At 73.4% G+C, this 14610-nt stretch carries 18 protein-coding genes; 7 read left to right on the top strand and 11 right to left on the bottom strand.

What is annotated here, in order from left to right:
- Window positions 1-104 precede the first annotated feature (104 nt).
- Window positions 105-506 (bottom strand): hypothetical protein, encoded by a 402-nt coding sequence (locus tag Q8A52_RS25505; RefSeq protein WP_263214422.1) that lies wholly within the window; start codon window positions 504-506, stop codon window positions 105-107.
- 85 nt (window positions 507-591) lie between these two features.
- On the opposite strand from Q8A52_RS25505, the gene Q8A52_RS25510 reads away from it, so the two are divergent.
- Window positions 592-1365: an MBL fold metallo-hydrolase gene (locus Q8A52_RS25510; protein WP_316755563.1), complete on the top strand. Its 774-nt coding sequence runs from the start codon at window positions 592-594 to the stop codon at window positions 1363-1365.
- Window positions 1362-2003, top strand: coding sequence for a DedA family protein (locus Q8A52_RS25515; RefSeq protein ID WP_316755565.1), 642 nt, complete (start codon window positions 1362-1364; stop codon window positions 2001-2003). The genes Q8A52_RS25510 and Q8A52_RS25515 overlap by 4 nt, the downstream gene beginning before the upstream one ends.
- Window positions 2004-2121: 118 nt before the next feature.
- Here Q8A52_RS25515 and Q8A52_RS25520 read toward each other — a convergent pair whose 3' ends face one another.
- From Q8A52_RS25520 to Q8A52_RS25535, 4 genes are all read right to left on the bottom strand, one after another.
- Window positions 2122-3204: an MBL fold metallo-hydrolase gene (locus tag Q8A52_RS25520; protein ID WP_316755567.1), complete on the bottom strand. Its 1083-nt coding sequence runs from the start codon at window positions 3202-3204 to the stop codon at window positions 2122-2124.
- Complete coding sequence (locus Q8A52_RS25525) at window positions 3201-4448, bottom strand: aminotransferase class I/II-fold pyridoxal phosphate-dependent enzyme (RefSeq protein WP_316755569.1); 1248 nt, start codon at window positions 4446-4448, stop codon at window positions 3201-3203. The genes Q8A52_RS25520 and Q8A52_RS25525 overlap by 4 nt, the downstream gene beginning before the upstream one ends.
- Window positions 4449-4494: 46 nt before the next feature.
- Window positions 4495-5664 (bottom strand): hypothetical protein, encoded by a 1170-nt coding sequence (locus Q8A52_RS25530; protein WP_316755571.1) that lies wholly within the window; start codon window positions 5662-5664, stop codon window positions 4495-4497.
- Between the two features lie 200 nt (window positions 5665-5864).
- Window positions 5865-6659 carry an RNA polymerase sigma factor SigF gene (locus Q8A52_RS25535; protein ID WP_316755573.1) on the bottom strand — a complete coding sequence of 265 codons (795 nt, stop codon included), beginning with the start codon at window positions 6657-6659 and terminating at the stop codon, window positions 5865-5867.
- A 252-nt stretch (window positions 6660-6911) separates the two neighbouring features.
- Between Q8A52_RS25535 and Q8A52_RS25540 the strand changes: the two genes are divergently transcribed.
- On the top strand, window positions 6912-7292 hold the full coding sequence (locus Q8A52_RS25540) for a DUF2795 domain-containing protein (protein ID WP_316755574.1): 381 nt from the start codon (window positions 6912-6914) through the stop codon (window positions 7290-7292).
- Between the two features lie 70 nt (window positions 7293-7362).
- The gene (locus tag Q8A52_RS25545) at window positions 7363-7899 is read left to right on the top strand and encodes a type 1 glutamine amidotransferase domain-containing protein (protein WP_316755576.1); all 537 of its coding nucleotides are present in this window, start codon (window positions 7363-7365) and stop codon (window positions 7897-7899) included.
- 19 nt (window positions 7900-7918) lie between these two features.
- Here the strand turns inward: Q8A52_RS25545 and Q8A52_RS25550 are convergent, their stop codons facing one another.
- Genes Q8A52_RS25550 through Q8A52_RS25560 form a run of 3 tightly spaced genes read right to left on the bottom strand, consistent with a single transcriptional unit; the run spans window position 7919 to window position 10612 of the window.
- Window positions 7919-8218: a DUF6158 family protein gene (locus Q8A52_RS25550; protein WP_316755578.1), complete on the bottom strand. Its 300-nt coding sequence runs from the start codon at window positions 8216-8218 to the stop codon at window positions 7919-7921.
- A gap of 22 nt (window positions 8219-8240) precedes the next feature.
- Window positions 8241-9860: an ABC-F family ATP-binding cassette domain-containing protein gene (locus Q8A52_RS25555; protein WP_316755580.1), complete on the bottom strand. Its 1620-nt coding sequence runs from the start codon at window positions 9858-9860 to the stop codon at window positions 8241-8243.
- Window positions 9861-9901: 41 nt separating this feature from the next.
- Window positions 9902-10612, bottom strand: coding sequence for a histidine phosphatase family protein (locus Q8A52_RS25560; protein WP_316755582.1), 711 nt, complete (start codon window positions 10610-10612; stop codon window positions 9902-9904).
- A gap of 69 nt (window positions 10613-10681) precedes the next feature.
- Here Q8A52_RS25560 and Q8A52_RS25565 point away from each other — a divergent pair, with 69 nt between their 5' ends.
- The 3 genes from Q8A52_RS25565 to Q8A52_RS25575 all read left to right on the top strand — a co-directional run bounded on the left by Q8A52_RS25565 (window position 10682) and on the right by Q8A52_RS25575 (window position 13345).
- Window positions 10682-12187 carry a bifunctional phosphatase PAP2/diacylglycerol kinase family protein gene (locus Q8A52_RS25565; protein ID WP_316755584.1) on the top strand — a complete coding sequence of 502 codons (1506 nt, stop codon included), beginning with the start codon at window positions 10682-10684 and terminating at the stop codon, window positions 12185-12187.
- A gap of 123 nt (window positions 12188-12310) precedes the next feature.
- The gene (locus Q8A52_RS25570) at window positions 12311-13132 is read left to right on the top strand and encodes a class I SAM-dependent methyltransferase (protein ID WP_316755586.1); all 822 of its coding nucleotides are present in this window, start codon (window positions 12311-12313) and stop codon (window positions 13130-13132) included.
- A 42-nt stretch (window positions 13133-13174) separates the two neighbouring features.
- Window positions 13175-13345 (top strand): hydrophobic protein, encoded by a 171-nt coding sequence (locus tag Q8A52_RS25575; protein WP_316755588.1) that lies wholly within the window; start codon window positions 13175-13177, stop codon window positions 13343-13345.
- Window positions 13346-13364: 19 nt separating this feature from the next.
- On the opposite strand, the gene Q8A52_RS25580 is transcribed toward Q8A52_RS25575, so the two are convergent.
- Genes Q8A52_RS25580 through Q8A52_RS25590 form a run of 3 tightly spaced genes read right to left on the bottom strand, consistent with a single transcriptional unit; the run spans window position 13365 to window position 14607 of the window.
- The gene (locus tag Q8A52_RS25580; protein WP_408649246.1) at window positions 13365-13628 is read right to left on the bottom strand and encodes a gas vesicle protein K; all 264 of its coding nucleotides are present in this window, start codon (window positions 13626-13628) and stop codon (window positions 13365-13367) included.
- Between the two features lie 17 nt (window positions 13629-13645).
- Window positions 13646-13837 carry a gas vesicle protein gene (locus tag Q8A52_RS25585; RefSeq protein ID WP_316755592.1) on the bottom strand — a complete coding sequence of 64 codons (192 nt, stop codon included), beginning with the start codon at window positions 13835-13837 and terminating at the stop codon, window positions 13646-13648.
- Window positions 13834-14607 (bottom strand): GvpL/GvpF family gas vesicle protein, encoded by a 774-nt coding sequence (locus Q8A52_RS25590; protein WP_316755759.1) that lies wholly within the window; start codon window positions 14605-14607, stop codon window positions 13834-13836. Before Q8A52_RS25590 ends, Q8A52_RS25585 begins: the two co-directional genes overlap by 4 nt.
- Between the last annotated feature and the right edge of the window lie 3 nt (window positions 14608-14610).

The raw sequence follows: 14610 nt of genomic DNA on the forward strand, positions 1-14610 counted from the left end.
CGGGCCGGACATCAAGGACCAGGGCCGGTCCGGCGGATCAGGCCGCAGACGGATCGCAGGCCGTTTCTTTCCTGCGACCTGATCCGCGGGACAGGCCGTAGGCCCTAGCGGCCGTCGTACCCCGCGGTCGGCATGGACAGGCGCCGGTGGACTCGGGCCTTCATCTGGGCGTCGTACAGCGGCTCCGCGCAGCCGACCGTCTCGACCCGCACCCCGCGCCGGGCGCACTCCGCGGTGAACTCGTCGGCGGAGGACAGGGCGCTCTCCAGCACCCGCCGGCTGGGCGCGACGAACAGGTCCACCCCGGGCCGGACCCCGTCCCACAGCACGCAGTGGTCGGGGCGCAGACCGCGCACCAGCAGCTCCCGTGCGACGACATAGCCGCGCTCGGCGGCCCAGCGGGCGCACATCGCGTGCTGACTGCGGGAATCCACGAGGAAGGGATCCGCCTCCAGCTCCTCGAGCGGCGTCAGACTGGCGATCGCCGTGACCCGAACCGGTCCCATGGTGTCCCCCCTCACCTCCGGGTTTCGCCGCCGACCCTACTCCTGCCCGTAGGCTTCGGGGAGTCGCACGAAGGAGGCGAAGAGGGTGCCGGTGGAGATCACCTGGTGGGGTCACGCCACCTGCACGGTAGTGGACTCGAACATACGCGTGCTCACCGATCCTCTGTTCGTCGGCAGGCTCGCGCACCTGCGCCGCCGCCGGGGTGCGCTGCCCGCCCCCGGCGCCCGCCGGGCGGACCTGGCACTCGTCTCGCATCTGCACGCCGACCATCTGCATCTGCCCTCGCTGGCCCGGCTCGCCCCGGGCACGCGCCTGCTCGTACCCCGGGGCGCACCACGGGCGGTACCGGGACTGCGCCGGCTCGCCCATCTGCGCATCGACGAAGTGGCCCCCGGCGACGAGACCGTGGTCGGTGACCTGGTGGTCCGGGCGGTTCCCGCGCGGCACGACGGGCGACGGCTGCCGATCGGCCCACACCGCTGCCCCGCCCTGGGGTACGTCGTCGAGGGCGAGGCACGGACCTACTTCGCCGGGGACACCGGCCTGTTCGACTCGATGGCCGCAGAGGTCGGGCCGGTGGACGTGGCGCTGCTGCCGGTCGGCGGCTGGGGGCCGTACCTCGGCCCGGGGCATCTGGACGCGGGACGGGCCGCCCAGGCGCTGGCCCGGCTCGCGCCGCGCAGCGCGGTGCCGGTGCACTACGGGACGTACTGGCCGATCGGCATGGACGCCGTGCGCCCCCATGAATTCCATGCGCCGGGTGATGAGTTCGTGCGCCTGGCCGCCGAGTACGCGCCTCAGGTGACGGTGCACAAACTCGGGCACGGGGAGGGTGTGCGACTGGAGGTCGCGCGGTGAACTGGCTCGCCGACGCCGCGAGGGCGGCCGTGCCGCCGGACTCCACCCAGCAGGCGATCGGCTATCCGACCCTGTTCATGCTGGTGCTGATCGGAGCACTGGTGCCGGTGGTGCCGACCGGGGCGCTGGTGAGTTCGGCGGCGGTGGTGGCGTTCCATCAGACCGCGCCGTTCTCGCTGGCACTGGTGTTCGTGACGGCGGCGGTGGCCGCGTTCCTGGGGGACGCGGCGCTGTATCTGCTGGGGCGGCGCGGGATGGGCTCGAAGAACGGGTCGCGATGGCTGGCCGCGATCCGGGCGCGGGCACCCGAGGACCGGCTGACGCAGGCGCAGGGGAAGCTGGCGGAGCACGGCGTGGCGGTGCTCGTGCTGTCCCGGCTGGTGCCGGCGGGCCGTATCCCGGTGATGCTGGCCTGTCTGCTGGCCGACTGGCCGCTGCGCCGCTTCGCCCGCGGCAACCTGCCGGCCTGTCTGGCCTGGGCGGTGACCTACCAGCTGATCGGGATCCTCGGCGGTTCGCTCTTCGCGGAGCCGTGGCAGGGCGTGGTCGCGGCCGTTGCGCTGACGCTGCTCATCAGCGTGACGCCGAGCGCCTGGCGGCGCCTGCGGAAGGCTTCGCCGGTTCAGCGGTCGGGGTGAGGACACCCGCCCCGGAGGGCGGGGTCACGCCCCGCGCCCCGGGTGGGTGCGCCGGCCGGCGCGGTACCGCCACTGACTAGGGAGACCCCGCGATGCCGGGATGATCCGAACGTCCCCCCTAGTCCAGTACCCGTGAGCCTCCCACTGGCAGGTCCCACAGGTTCTCGCGGTCCAGGCCCGCCTTCGCCCAGGCGGCCTGCACCCGGGTGAGCGGCTCCAGGACCGGCTCGGCGGAGAGCACGAACGTGCCCCAGTGCATGGGCGCCATACGGCGCGCGCCGAGGTCGCGGGCGGCGCGGACGGCCTCCTCCGGGTCGCAGTGGACGTCGCTCAGCCACCAGCGCGGGTCGTAGGCGCCGATGGGGAGCAGGGCGAGGTCTATGCCCGGGTAGCGGCGGCCGATGCGGGAGAACCAGTGGCCGTATCCCGTGTCCCCGGCGAAGTAGACGCGCTGCCGGTCCGGGGCGGTGAGCACCCAGCCGCCCCACAGGCTGTGGCAGGTGTCGGTGAGGGTGCGCTTGGACCAGTGGTGGGCGGGCACGAAGTCGAAGCGGACGCCGGACAGTTCGGCCGCCTCCCACCAGTCGAGCTCGGTGACGACGGTGAACCGGCGGCGGCGGAACCAGCTGCCGAGGCCGGCCGGGACGAACACCGGTGTGTCGCGCGGGAGCCGGCGCAGGGTCGGGGCGTCCAGGTGGTCGTAGTGGTTGTGGCTGATCACGACGGCGTCGACGCGCGGCAGCGCCTCCCAGGCGACGCCGACGGGGGTGACCCGGGCCGGGGTGCCGAGGATCCGGCGGGACCAGACCGGGTCGGTGAGGACGGTGAGCCCGCCTATTCGCAGGATCCAACTGGCGTGGCCCGCCCAGGTGACGGCCACCGTGCGGGCGTCGGTGCGGGGCAGCGGGCCGGGTTCGAAGGGGAGGTTCGGGATGTCGGCGAGGCCCGCGGGTCCGGGCCGTACGGAACCCTCTCGGGCGAAGCGGGCCATGGCCTTGAAGCCGGGCAGGGGGGCGGTGAGCCGGTCGTGGAAGGTCCGCGGCCAGAACCGGAGTTCGCCCAGGGGACGGGGGTCGGCGAGGGGCGGGAACGGAGGCGCGAAGGGGCTGGGGGCGGGCGGGGCCGCCGGGGCCGGCGGAATGTCGGCTTCCCTGGTCGTCGTCGTGGTGGTGGACCCGGGCGGCTGCGTCTGCTGCGTCATCGAGGAGGCTCCCATCGCTGAGCGTCGTCGCGGAGATCGTCGAAGACCGACCTCAAGGAGATCAACGCGCGTTGCACGTGTGGCAGTTCCAACGGTGAGGGTGACATGAGGCATTCCGTGCGTTCCTCGTCGGTCCCGCCCAGCAGCGGCCCGGTGGCCAGCCGCACGCGCAGCGCCCCCAGGTCGTCGCCGAAGCGGTGGCCGCCGGGCGCGGGCATGCCGAGCCCGGCGGTGAGGAAGTCCTCCAACTCCTGTGCGTCGCCGACGTCGTGCGCGCCGAGCGCGGAGCGCAGCTCACCGAGGTCGACGTACAGGTGGCGGCCGGCCTGCGGCGGACGGGACAGGGCGCCCGCGGCGACGACCGCGGCATGCACGGCGGCGGCCACACGCGCGTGCAGGCGAACGGCGGCGTCGCGGCGTACGGTGACCGGCTCGGGTTCGCCGAGCGCATACCCGCCGGCTGCCGCGACCGGTCCGGCGACGCGCGCTCCCAGTGCGGTGAGCACGTCCAGCACGCGCGCGTGCAGCACCTCCCCGGTGTCCCCCTCGGGAAAGCGGGCGATGGCCGCGGGCCAGCCCGGCGGGAGCAGGGCGCCGGCCAGGTCGGTGACGACGGTGACCCGCTCGGGGAGCATCTCGGCGGGGCTGAGCAGCACGGTGTCGTGCGGGTCGTGCAGGGTGTCGCGCCAGGTCTCGTCGCTGACCAGGTGCAGTCCCTCGCCCTCGGCGGCCTCGACGGTCTCGTGCAGCAGCTCCGGCGGTGCGACGGTGGCGGTCGGGTCGTCGGCGACGGAGAGCACGAGCAGCCGCGGGTCGCCGCCCTCGGCGCGGACTCGGCGCACGGTCTCCAGCAGGGCGTACGGATCCGGTACGCCGCCGCACTCGGCCGGTGTGACCACGTGGAAGACGGGTCTGCCCAGCAGGCGGGCGTACGGTGCCCACCAGGCCGCGCAGGGCCTGGGCACCAGGACGTCACCGCCGAGCGCGGCGGTCAGGGCGAGCAGCAGGGACGGCGCTCCGGGACCGGCCGCCACGCGGTCCGTCCCGGTGGGCAGTCCCCGCCGCGCCCAGTAGCCGGCGGCCGCCTCCAGGAGCGCGGGGCCGCCGCCGACCGGCTCCTCCCCGGGACGGTTCGCCGCCGCGGCGAGCACGGCGGAGAGCTCCGGCAGGACGGGCAGTCCGTCGTCGGGCAGGGGCGGCCCATAGCGGACGGGACCGTGGCCTTCGGGGTGCGTCCGCCGCATGTCCGCCTCCGCGCAGTCCGTGGTGCCGTGTGCCGTCCCCGTGCGCCTACCGCCGCCGTACCATCCGGTGGGCGGCGGCAGCGAGCGCGCCCGCGATCAGCAGGCCGCCGGCGATCAGAGCCGGAACGGACCCGTTGAAGGCACCGCCCTCTCCAGCATGTGCGCCGCGCTGGACGACTGCCGGGCTGCAGGTGGAGCCGTTCCGGGACGCGGAGCACTCAGGGCCGTCGTCACAGGATGCACCCCGGGACTCGTCGCAATCCCGGCCATGGCCCTGATCGCACGGCCGGGACCCGCCGCATTCACGGCCGTCACCGGAACCCTGTGAGTCACCGGAACCGTGCGAGTCACCGGAACCGTGCGAGTCACCGGATCCCTGCGAGTCACCGGAACCCTGCGAGTCACCGCACCCCCGCCCGTGACCGCTCCCGCATCCCTGTGCCCCATCGCAATCGCGCCCCTCCCCGCACGCCGGGGACGCGTCGCAGGACCCCGAGTCGGCACACGGCCGGTCGTCGACGACCTCGAAGCCCACGCTGGTGCCGGGCCCGGTGCCGGGGTCGGTCCCGGTGCCATGGTCGGTGGCCGCGTCGGGGTCGATGGCGGCGTCGGGGTCGGCGGCGCCGTCCTCGGCGATGAAGGCGTCGTCACCGATGACGGTGCCCGCATCGGCACCGGAGTCGGCGGCAGCGTCGGCGGGGTCGGCGCCGACGTCAGCGGCGGGCTCGGCGGCGGCGCGCGGTACCGAGAACCCGGCGCTCCAGGGGCTGCCCTGCGCGCCGGCCGCGCCGGGGCAACTGCCGCCGACCGTCCACACGCCGTCCTGCCCGGCCGCGCCCGCATCGCTCTGCCCGGCCGCGCCCGCGCCGTCCTGCCCGGCCGCGTCCGGATCACCCTGGGCGTCGTCGCCGGAGGTGATCCGCGCCGTGCCGCGGTAGGCGGGCGCGGACGTCCGGCCGTTCCCGGCGGTGACCCGGCGCAGTCGCACGGTTCCGCCCTCGAAGGCCGGTGAGGAGGCGTCGATGGTCTCCGGTACGGACCCTCCGGTCGCGCCGCAGGTGACGGACACGGTGAGGCTGCCGCCCGGCTGGACGGTGCCAGGAGTGGCCTCCGCCACGGGGTTCCCGACGGGGTCCGCGGAGGCGGCCGGTATGGCGATGCCGAGGGCGGCCGCCGCCAGGACGGCGGCGGCCAGGGCGCGAGCGGTGCGTCGCATGGGACGGGCTCCTCAGAGGGGCGGCTGCGGGAGCACGGCGGTCGTGTCTCCGCAGCCATCACAGCCCGCCGTACCGCACCCCGCGCGCGGCCGGACCCCATTCGCGGGAACGTCAACGGCCTATCGGGTGACGCCGGAGTATCGCGGGCATACGCCATATCCGCGCTGCACCGCGCCCGCCCCACTGCACCGCCCCCGCCCTACGCCGCGTCCCGCATCACCTGGTCGCGCAGCCGCTCGCAGCACCGGCTGATCAGCCGGGACACGTGCATCTGCGAGATGCCCAGCTGCTCGGCGATCCTGCTCTGTGTCATGTCCCCGAAGAACCGCATGTAGAGGATGACCCGCTCGCGTTCGGGCAGGGCGGCCAGCCGGGGTTTCACGGCCTCCCGGTCCACGACCGTGTCGATCGCGGGGTCGGCCGAACCGAGGGCGTCGGCCAGCGAGTACCCGTCCCCGCTGCCGGGCAGCTCCGCGTCCAGCGAGAGCGCGGTGAAGCTGTCCAGCGCCTCGAGCCCCACCCGGACGTCCTCCTCGCTCAGGTTGGCGTACTCGGCGATCTCCGCGACGGTGGGCCGCGGCCCCGCGCCGGTCTGCGACAGGTCGCGGCAGGCGAAGCGGACCCGGTTGCGCAGGTCCTGGACCCGGCGTGGCACGTGCAGGGTCCACATGTGGTCGCGGAAGTGCCGCTTGATCTCGCCGGTGATGGTGGGCACCGCGTAGCTCTCGAAGGCCTTGCCGCGCTCGGGGTCGAACCGGTCCACGGCCTTGACGAGGCCGAGGGCGGCGACCTGGCGCAGGTCCTCGAAGCTCTCGCCACGGCTGCGGAACCGTCCCGCGATCCGGTCGGCCATGGGCAGCCAGGCCTCGACGATCTCGTGGCGAAGCCGGTCGCGCCGAGGCCCCGAAGGGAGCGCGGCGAGTTCGCGGAACGCCTGTGCTGTGTCGGGTGCGTCGTCGTGCGGATGGTGCTTGGTGCTCGCTCGATTCGGCATGGTGCGTCGCAACTCCCCTGGACTGCTGGGTCGGACGGTCACCGTGGGAGTGCTTGTGCGGCCCGGACGGACACACCCGTGGCGACTGGTTCGCCGCTCCCACGGACGTGCCTCCTGTCCGAAGCACTGACTGTGCGCCTGCCCCTCGCCTCCGGGGGCAAACACCCGTCTTCGTGTGGTGTCGGCGGCCGGTGTTCGGGTACGCGGAGCGCACTCCCTGAACACGCACCCCCTGTACCCCTGGAGGGAGCCATGCAGCGAGGCAGTGCCCGGCTGAGCGTTCACCGGGACGACGAGATGAAGCACGAGCTCCAGGACCTGCTCAGGTCGAGGCACCCCACCCGGACCGAGGAGTGGCAGGACCCGGAGCCCCCCGCCGAGGACGACCCCGAGATCTGGCGCGGTCCGGTGGTGCCGGGCAAGAGCGAGCGGCCGCCCCTGGAGACGGTACGGCTGGACCTGGCCCGGCATCTGGGGCGCGGGGCCTTTCCCGCGGCACCGGGCGAGCTGGCCGGCGCCCTGCACCGGGGACAGGCGCCCGACGCGCTGATCCAGGCGGTGCGACGGCTGCCGCGCGGGGCGCGCTACGCCAATGTCCAGCAGCTGGCCGAGGCCCTGGCGGGCAGTCCGTGAGCCGGCGTCGGCAAGCCGGACCTGCACGCCGTAAGCACGTGAAAAGGACGTCGGAAGGACGGCGACCGACATGCGCATCGCATTTCTCACGGCGCCCGAGGGCGTCGAGCAGGTGGAGCTGACCGAGCCCTGGAAGGCGGTCCTGGACGCGGGTCACGAGCCGGTGCTCGTGTCGACGCGGCGCGGTGAGATCCAGGCCTTCGACCACCTGGACCGGGCGGACCGGTTCCCCGTGGACGAGGTGGTGGCCGAGACCTCGGCGGACTCGTTCGGCGGGCTCGTCCTGCCGGGCGGGGTGGCCAATCCGGACTTCCTGCGGATGGACGGCAAGGCCGTGGCGTTCGTGAAGGAGTTCTTCGACCTGGGCCGTCCGGTCGCCGCGATCTGTCACGCCCCGTGGACCCTGGTGGAGGCCGATGTCGTGCGCGGGCGGACGCTGACCTCCTGGCCGAGTGTGCGGACGGACATCCGCAACGCGGGCGGCACCTGGGTGGACGAGCAGGTCAGGATCTGCGAAGAGGGGCCCAACACGCTGGTCACCAGCCGCAAGCCGGGTGATCTGAAGGCGTTCTGCGAGGCGTTCCTCGACGTGTTCGCCGCGGCCTGAGCCCCGGCGCGAGAGCGCCTCAGGCGCCGGGAATCGCCGCTCCGCCGCAGCCGCGCTCGCGGGCTCCCTCGCGTGTGCGGCCGGCGGCGACCGGGCGGCGCGGATTGCGGCGCAGATACTCGCCTTCCAGCTGCGCCATGCGCTCGTTGTGGGCCCGCAGTGCGTCGTTCGAGCCGTACAGCAGGGTGTCGTGGCGCGTACGGTGGATCGTCTCCAGCTCCTTCATGAGCTGCTGGTCGTCCAGACGGTCCGGGTCGACTCCGGTCATGATGGTGCCCCGCTCGTCGTGGTCGCTTGTCTGCCTCCACTGTACGAACATTCCGGCCCCCGGGCCTCCGTGGCTACCGGACGCGCTCCACTCGGCGCTCGTCCCACACCGGCTCCGGTGTCTCCCGGACCCGGCCGTCGCTGCCGAAGACCAGATAGCGGTCGAACGAGCGCGCGAACCAGCGGTCGTGGGTGACCGCCAGCACCGTGCCGTCGAAGGCCTCCAGGCCCTCCTGAAGAGCCTCGGCGGACTCCAGGTCGAGGTTGTCGGTGGGCTCGTCCAGGAGCAGGGCGGTGACGCCCTGGAGCTCCAGCAGCAGGATCTGGAACCGGGCCTGCTGGCCGCCGGAGAGGCGGTCGAAGGGCTGCTCGGCCTGGCCGGTCAGCTCGTAGCGGCGCAGTCGGGACATGGCCGCGCCCCGGTCCTGGGAGTGCTCCTTCCAGAGGATGTCCAGAAGGGTGCGGCCCTCCAGTTCGGGATGGGCGTGCGTCTGGGCGAAGTGGCCGGGGACGACCCGGGCGCCGAGCTTCCACTCCCCCGTGTGCGCCACGTCCTCGCCCGCGAGCAGACGCAGGAAGTGCGACTTGCCGGAGCCGTTGGAGCCGAGGACGGCGACCCGCTCGCCGTAGAAGACCTCCAGGTCGAACGGTTTCATCAGGCCGGTCAGCTCAAGTGCCTTGCAGGTGACGGCCCGTACGCCGGTGCGGCCGCCCTTCAGGCGCATGGTGATGTCCTGCTCGCGCGGCGGCTCGGGCGGCGGTCCGGCCTCCTCGAACTTGCGCAGCCGGGTCTGGGCGGCCTGGTAGCGGGAGGCCAGCTCATGGCTGATGGAGGCGGCCTGACGGAGGTTCAGCACGAGCTTCTTGAGCTGGGCGTGCTTCTCGTCCCAGCGCCTGCGCAACTCCTCGAAGCGGGCGAAGCGTTCGCGCCGGGCCTCGTGGTAGGTGGCGAAGCCGCCGCCGTGCACCCAGGCGTCGGCGCCGGCCGGACCGGGTTCGACGGAGACGATCTTCTCGGCGGCGCGGGCGAGGAGTTCGCGGTCGTGGGAGACGAAGAGGACCGTCTTGCGGGTCTCCTTCAGGCGCTCCTCCAGCCATCGCTTGCCGGGCACGTCGAGGTAGTTGTCCGGCTCGTCGAGCAGCAGCACCTCGTCGGTGCCGCGGAACAGGGACTCCAGGACCAGCCGCTTCTGCTCGCCGCCGGAGAGGGTGCGCACCTGCCGCCACTGCGCCCGCTCGTAGGGCACGCCGAGCGCGGCCGTGGTGCACATGTCCCACAGCGTCTCGGCCTCGTAGCCGCGCACCTCGGCCCAGTCGGCGAGGGCCTGCGCGTACTGCAGCTGGGCGGCCTCGTCGTCGACGGTCATGAGCGCGTGCTCGGCCTTGTCGACGGCCCGTGCGGCCTCGCGGATGCGGGGCGGTGCGACGGACACGAGCAGGTCGCGTACGGTCGTCTCGTCCCGTACGGACCCGACGAACTGGCGCATCACGCCCAGGCCGCCACTCACGGTGACCGTGCCGCCGTGCGGTTTCAGCTCGCCGGAGATCAGCCGCAGCAGGGTGGTCTTGCCCGCGCCGTTGGGGCCGACCAGGGCGACGGCGGCGCCTTCGCCCACCCGGAAGGACACATCGCCGAGCAGGGCCCTCCCGTCGGGGAGGTAGTACTCGAGGTGTGCGGCTTCCAGATGTCCCATGGGGACGCATTCTGCGGGGCGCCCCCCACCTGCGCAAACCGTTATCCGGCCGCGCTGCCTCGCGTCGGCCGGTGCGCCCTGGGGGCACCCCGGCCGGTCCCGCTCAGCGGCTGCGGCCGCCCCGTCGGGCCGCCCTCCCCCGCCGGCGCGACGACCGCACCCGCCCAGGACAGGGCCTTCCAGCCGTCGGACGGGGAGCCCTCCAGGACCACCACACCGGTGTTGTCGAGCGGGCGGGCGGCGGCGAAGGAGATGTCGACGTTGTCGGCGCGGGCGGCCGTCCACATCCGGATCGCCGCGCCGTGGCTGACCATGGCCACGGTGGAGGCGCCGCTCCCCGCGGCCTCGGCGATCACGGCGTCGTAGCGCCCCAGGGCCTCCGTGCCGCGCTCGCCGCCCGGCATCCGCAGCCCGGTGTCGCCGGCCGCCCACGCGAACACGGTCTCCATGTAGAGCCGGCCTCGCTCCGAGTCGCCGGGAAGCATCTCCAGGTCCCCGGCGGACACCTCGCGGATGCCGTCCCGGACGAGCACGTCGAGACGGCGGGCGGCCGCCAGCGGGGCGGCCGTCAGCTGCGTACGGATCAGGGTGGAGGCGTAGACGGCCTCGATGTCCTCGTCCGCGAGGGCCTGGGGCAGGGCGGCGGCCTGCCGCTCCCCGAGCGGGGTCAGACCGGGTCCGGGGACGGCGGTGTCCAGCAGGAAGTCGACGTTGGACGGGGTCTGGCCGTGGCGGACGAGGAGCAGGCGCATTCGGGCTTCCTCTCACTCGTTCGCACCGCCCGCGCACGGAAACGGCGACTTCAGGGTACCCGCCCCGGCATGAGCCCAGACGTCGATCTCACTGTCCCGAAGCCCGGCCGGCACGCCCTGCGCGACCGGCTGCTCGGCCTCGACTCCCGCCTCTTCGAGAGGGCCGCCGAGTGGCACTGGCCGGGTGCCGAGCGCGTGCTGCCGCGGCTGAGCCGGAGCGCGAACCACGGGGTGCTGTGGTTCGCGACCGCGGCGGCGATGTCGGCGGTCCGCACACCGCGCGCCCGCCGGGCGGCCGTCCGCGGGGTCGCCTCCCTGAGCCTGGCCTCCCTGGCCATCAACACCCTCGGCAAGCGTTCGGTGCGCCGTCCCCGGCCCGCCCTGGATCCGGTCCCGCTGGTGCGGCAGCTGAAGCGGCAGCCGATCACCACGTCGTTCCCGTCCGGGCACGCGGCGTCGGCGGCCGCCTTCGCGACCGGGGTGGCCCTGGAGTCCCCGGCCTGGGGCGCGGTGATCGCGCCGGTGGCGTTCTCGGTCGCCATGTCCCGCGTCTACACCGGCGTCCACTTCCCGAGCGACGTCCTCGCGGGAGCCGCCCTCGGCGCGGGCGCCGCGTTCGCCGTACGGGGCCTGGTGCCGACGCGCGCGCAGCTCACCCCGCCGGCCCGGCCGCGTGCGGACGCCCCGGCGCTGCCCGACGGCGACGGCCTGGTGGTCGTCGCCAACCGGGCCTCGGGCACCGCCGACCGGGTACGGGCGCTGCGGGACGCGCTGCCGAAGGCGGAGGTCGTCGAGTGCGAACCGGAGGACGTGAGTGCCGAGTTGGAGAAGTCGGCCGCGCGGGCCCGGGCTCTCGGGGTGTGCGGCGGTGACGGCACGGTGAACGCGGCCGCCGCGGCCGCCCTGCGCCACGGCCTGCCGCTCGCGGTGCTGCCCGGCGGCACGCTCAACCACTTCGCCTACGACCTGGGCGTGGAGGACGTACGGGACCTGGGGCGGGCGGTCCGCCATGGTGAGGCCGTCCGGGTGGACGTGGGCCGGTTCGCCTCCGGGCGCCAGGAGGGCATCTTCCTCAACACGCTCAGCCTGGGCGTCTATCCGGAGCTGGTGCGCGAGCGGGACAAGTGGTCGCACCGCATCGGCGCCTGGCCCGCCGGGGTGCTCGGCGCGCTGCGCGTGCTGCGCGCGGACCGGCACCCGCTGGAGGTCGAACTCGGCGGCCGGACCCGGCCGTTGTGGCTGCTGTTCGTCGGCAACTGCACCTACCACCGCGTGGGTCTCACGCCCGGGCGGCGCGTGGATCTGGCGGACGGCCTGCTGGACGTGCGCGTGGTGCACGGCGGCCGCAGGCCCGCGCTGCGCCTGCTGGCGGCCGCCGTCGCGGGCCCGCTGACCAGCTCCTCGACCCACCGGGCGGTCAAGCTGCGACGGCTGCGCCTCGCCGGTGTCACACCCGGCACTTCCCTTGCGTACGACGGTGAAGTCACCTCGGTGGCAGGCGAAGTGGTGGTGGAGAAGCTGCCCGTAGGACTGACCGTGTACCGCCCGGTGCACCCGGGGTGGCCTTGGACCTGATCATCCGTCAGTCCATATCACGAAACGCAGGTCTCATCATTCGGCACTCGCGCTTACCGTGGTGCGTACCGCAGGACGGGGCCTGCCGCCCCGTGCGCCGGTACGACGAGAAGGGGTTGAGCCATGCCGAAGCCGCGGGAGACCGCCGTCTACACCCACGGGCACCATGAGTCGGTGCTGCGTTCGCACACCTGGCGGACCGCCGCCAACTCGGCGGCGTATCTGCTCGGTTCGCTCAAGCCCCATATGAAGATCCTGGACATCGGCTGCGGCCCGGGGACCATCACCGGCGACCTGGCGGCGCTGGTCCCCGACGGGCATGTCACCGGTGTCGACCATGTGCCGGGGATCCTCGACCGGGCCAGGGCCACGGCCGCCGGACGGGGCCTGTCGAACGTGGACTTCGCGGTCGCCGACGTGCACGCCCTGGACTACCCGGACGACACGTTCTGCGTGGTCCATGCGCACCAGGTGCTGCAGCACGTCGGCGACCCGGTGCAGGCGCTGCGCGAGATGCGCCGGGTCACCAGGCCCGGCGGGTTCATCGCCGTCCGCGACTCGGACTACGCGGCGATGACCTGGTACCCGCAGGTGCCGGGGCTGGCCGACTGGCTGGACCTGTACCGCCGGGTCGCCCGCGCCAACGGCGGTGAGCCGGACGCCGGCCGGCGGCTGAAGTCCTGGGCGCTGGCCGCCGGGCTGACGGACATCACGGCCACCTCCAGCACCTGGACGTTCGCCACGCCGCAGGAGCGCGCGTGGTGGAGCGGTCTGTGGGCGGACCGCACCGTCGCCTCCGCGTACGCGGACCGCGCGACCGAGGGCGGTCATGCGACCGCCGGGCAACTGCGGGCCGTTTCGGAGGCATGGTGGGAATGGGGAGAGCGGGAGGACGGCTGGTTCGCCGTCCTGCACGGAGAAATCCTCTGCCGCAAGGAGGCCTGATCCGGGGCTTTGGGGACACCCGGAGTACAGGAGGTTCACATTATGGTTCCCATCCTGTTGGTACTGCTTTTGGCGCTCATTCTCTTCGGGGCCGGATTCGCAGTGAAAGTTCTCTGGTGGATTGCCCTTGCGGTGCTCGTTGTATGGCTGCTGGGATTCCTGTTGCGAGGCACCGGCGCCGCCGGGGGCAGGAGCCGCTGGTACAGGTGGTGAGCCCGTACCGGCGATGAGTTCACTGCCGCGGAAGCAGCGGCCCGAGCGGCCCGAGGTCCAGGTTGAGGTCCTCGGGCCGCAGTCCGTAGCGGTCGCGCAGCTCGGCCATGCGGTCCTCCAGGAGCATCAGGGTGAGCCCGATGCGCTCCTCCTGCTCCTCGGTCAGCTCGCCGGTGTCGAAGCGGCGCAGCGCCTGCCGTTCCATCAGCTGACGCAGCAACTCGACCAGGGTCAGCACAAGTTTGACCAGGTCGCGCTCGACCGTGTCCGGGTCGAGGTCCATCCGCTTCCTGCGCTCCGTCACGACGTCACCTCCGGCCACGGGGCGGGCACCTGCTCGCTCACCGAGCTGATCAGGGCGTTCAGGTCGATCCGGACGAGGTCCACGTCGGCGATGCGCAGCGTGATGTCCCCGGTGATGACGACGCCCCCGGCGAGCAGCCGGTCGAGCAGGTCCACCAGGGCGACCTCCCGGCGTTCGACGACGGTCACCGCTCCTCCTCCGACAGGTCGCCGGTGAACGAGTACGCCGCCCAGGGGCCGGTGAGTTCCACCCGCATTCCGGGTGCCTCGTCCTTCGTACGGTCGACCAGTTCCACGAATTCCTCGGACCGGGCGCGCGGCACCAGATAAGCCCCGTTGAGCACATTCACTCCCTGGGCACCGGAAAGCGCCGAATTCTGCGGAGCGTGCAGCCGGGATTCCTCGGCGTGCCGGGAAAGCAGTGTGTGGAGCCGGTTCGCGAATTCCTCGGCCGTCTGCCACCTGTCCTCGTGGGAGCGGGCATGCTGCCGGCGCTGCCGCAGATAGTCCCGGCCGCTGGCGGCCTGCGGCGCGGGACGGGCGGCAGGCTCCTCCGGCGGCTCCGGCTCCAGAAACACCTTGACGCCCCACTCCACCCGGCCCTCCAGCCGGTCGAGGGTGCGCCGGAAGTCGTCCTCGCGCTCCTCGATCATCACGCGTACGGCGCTGTCGTCCCGGAAGACGGTGGCGAGCCGGAGCGGCAGGGGCGTGGTGACGGTGGTGAGGGCGTCGATCACGCCCTGATGGGCGCGGGCGGTCGCGCTCAGCCAGTCCAGGTCCTCCAGGTGTGCACGGAGCGGCCGCTCGGCGAAGTCCCCCTCCGGGACCGTGCTGACGACCGCGACCAGGCCGTGGTGTCTCAGCAGCCCCGGCGGGGCACCCCCGACGCCGGTCAGCTGGGACTGCAGGGCCGAGTCGAACGGGCGGCAGACGGCGTAGACGTACCGCAGACCGGTCATCCC

The organism is Streptomyces herbicida (assembly GCF_032656585.1).
Classification (GTDB): domain Bacteria; phylum Actinomycetota; class Actinomycetes; order Streptomycetales; family Streptomycetaceae; genus Streptomyces; species Streptomyces herbicida.

Coding starts and splice junctions, on each gene's coding strand:
- Q8A52_RS25555 (WP_316755580.1), bottom strand. CDS start 9,860: ATGGGACATCTGGAAGCCGCACACCTCGAGTACTACCTCCCCGACGGG.
- Q8A52_RS25540 (WP_316755574.1), top strand. CDS start 6,912: ATGCAGCGAGGCAGTGCCCGGCTGAGCGTTCACCGGGACGACGAGATG.
- Q8A52_RS25560 (WP_316755582.1), bottom strand. CDS start 10,612: ATGCGCCTGCTCCTCGTCCGCCACGGCCAGACCCCGTCCAACGTCGAC.
- Q8A52_RS25570 (WP_316755586.1), top strand. CDS start 12,311: ATGCCGAAGCCGCGGGAGACCGCCGTCTACACCCACGGGCACCATGAG.
- Q8A52_RS25550 (WP_316755578.1), bottom strand. CDS start 8,218: ATGTTCGTACAGTGGAGGCAGACAAGCGACCACGACGAGCGGGGCACC.
- Q8A52_RS25535 (WP_316755573.1), bottom strand. CDS start 6,659: ATGCCGAATCGAGCGAGCACCAAGCACCATCCGCACGACGACGCACCC.
- Q8A52_RS25530 (WP_316755571.1), bottom strand. CDS start 5,664: ATGCGACGCACCGCTCGCGCCCTGGCCGCCGCCGTCCTGGCGGCGGCC.
- Q8A52_RS25545 (WP_316755576.1), top strand. CDS start 7,363: ATGCGCATCGCATTTCTCACGGCGCCCGAGGGCGTCGAGCAGGTGGAG.
- Q8A52_RS25505 (WP_263214422.1), bottom strand. CDS start 506: ATGGGACCGGTTCGGGTCACGGCGATCGCCAGTCTGACGCCGCTCGAG.
- Q8A52_RS25525 (WP_316755569.1), bottom strand. CDS start 4,448: ATGCGGCGGACGCACCCCGAAGGCCACGGTCCCGTCCGCTATGGGCCG.
- Q8A52_RS25580 (WP_408649246.1), bottom strand. CDS start 13,628: ATGGACCTCGACCCGGACACGGTCGAGCGCGACCTGGTCAAACTTGTG.
- Q8A52_RS25590 (WP_316755759.1), bottom strand. CDS start 14,607: ATGACCGGTCTGCGGTACGTCTACGCCGTCTGCCGCCCGTTCGACTCG.
- Q8A52_RS25565 (WP_316755584.1), top strand. CDS start 10,682: ATGAGCCCAGACGTCGATCTCACTGTCCCGAAGCCCGGCCGGCACGCC.
- Q8A52_RS25575 (WP_316755588.1), top strand. CDS start 13,175: ATGGTTCCCATCCTGTTGGTACTGCTTTTGGCGCTCATTCTCTTCGGG.
- Q8A52_RS25520 (WP_316755567.1), bottom strand. CDS start 3,204: ATGACGCAGCAGACGCAGCCGCCCGGGTCCACCACCACGACGACGACC.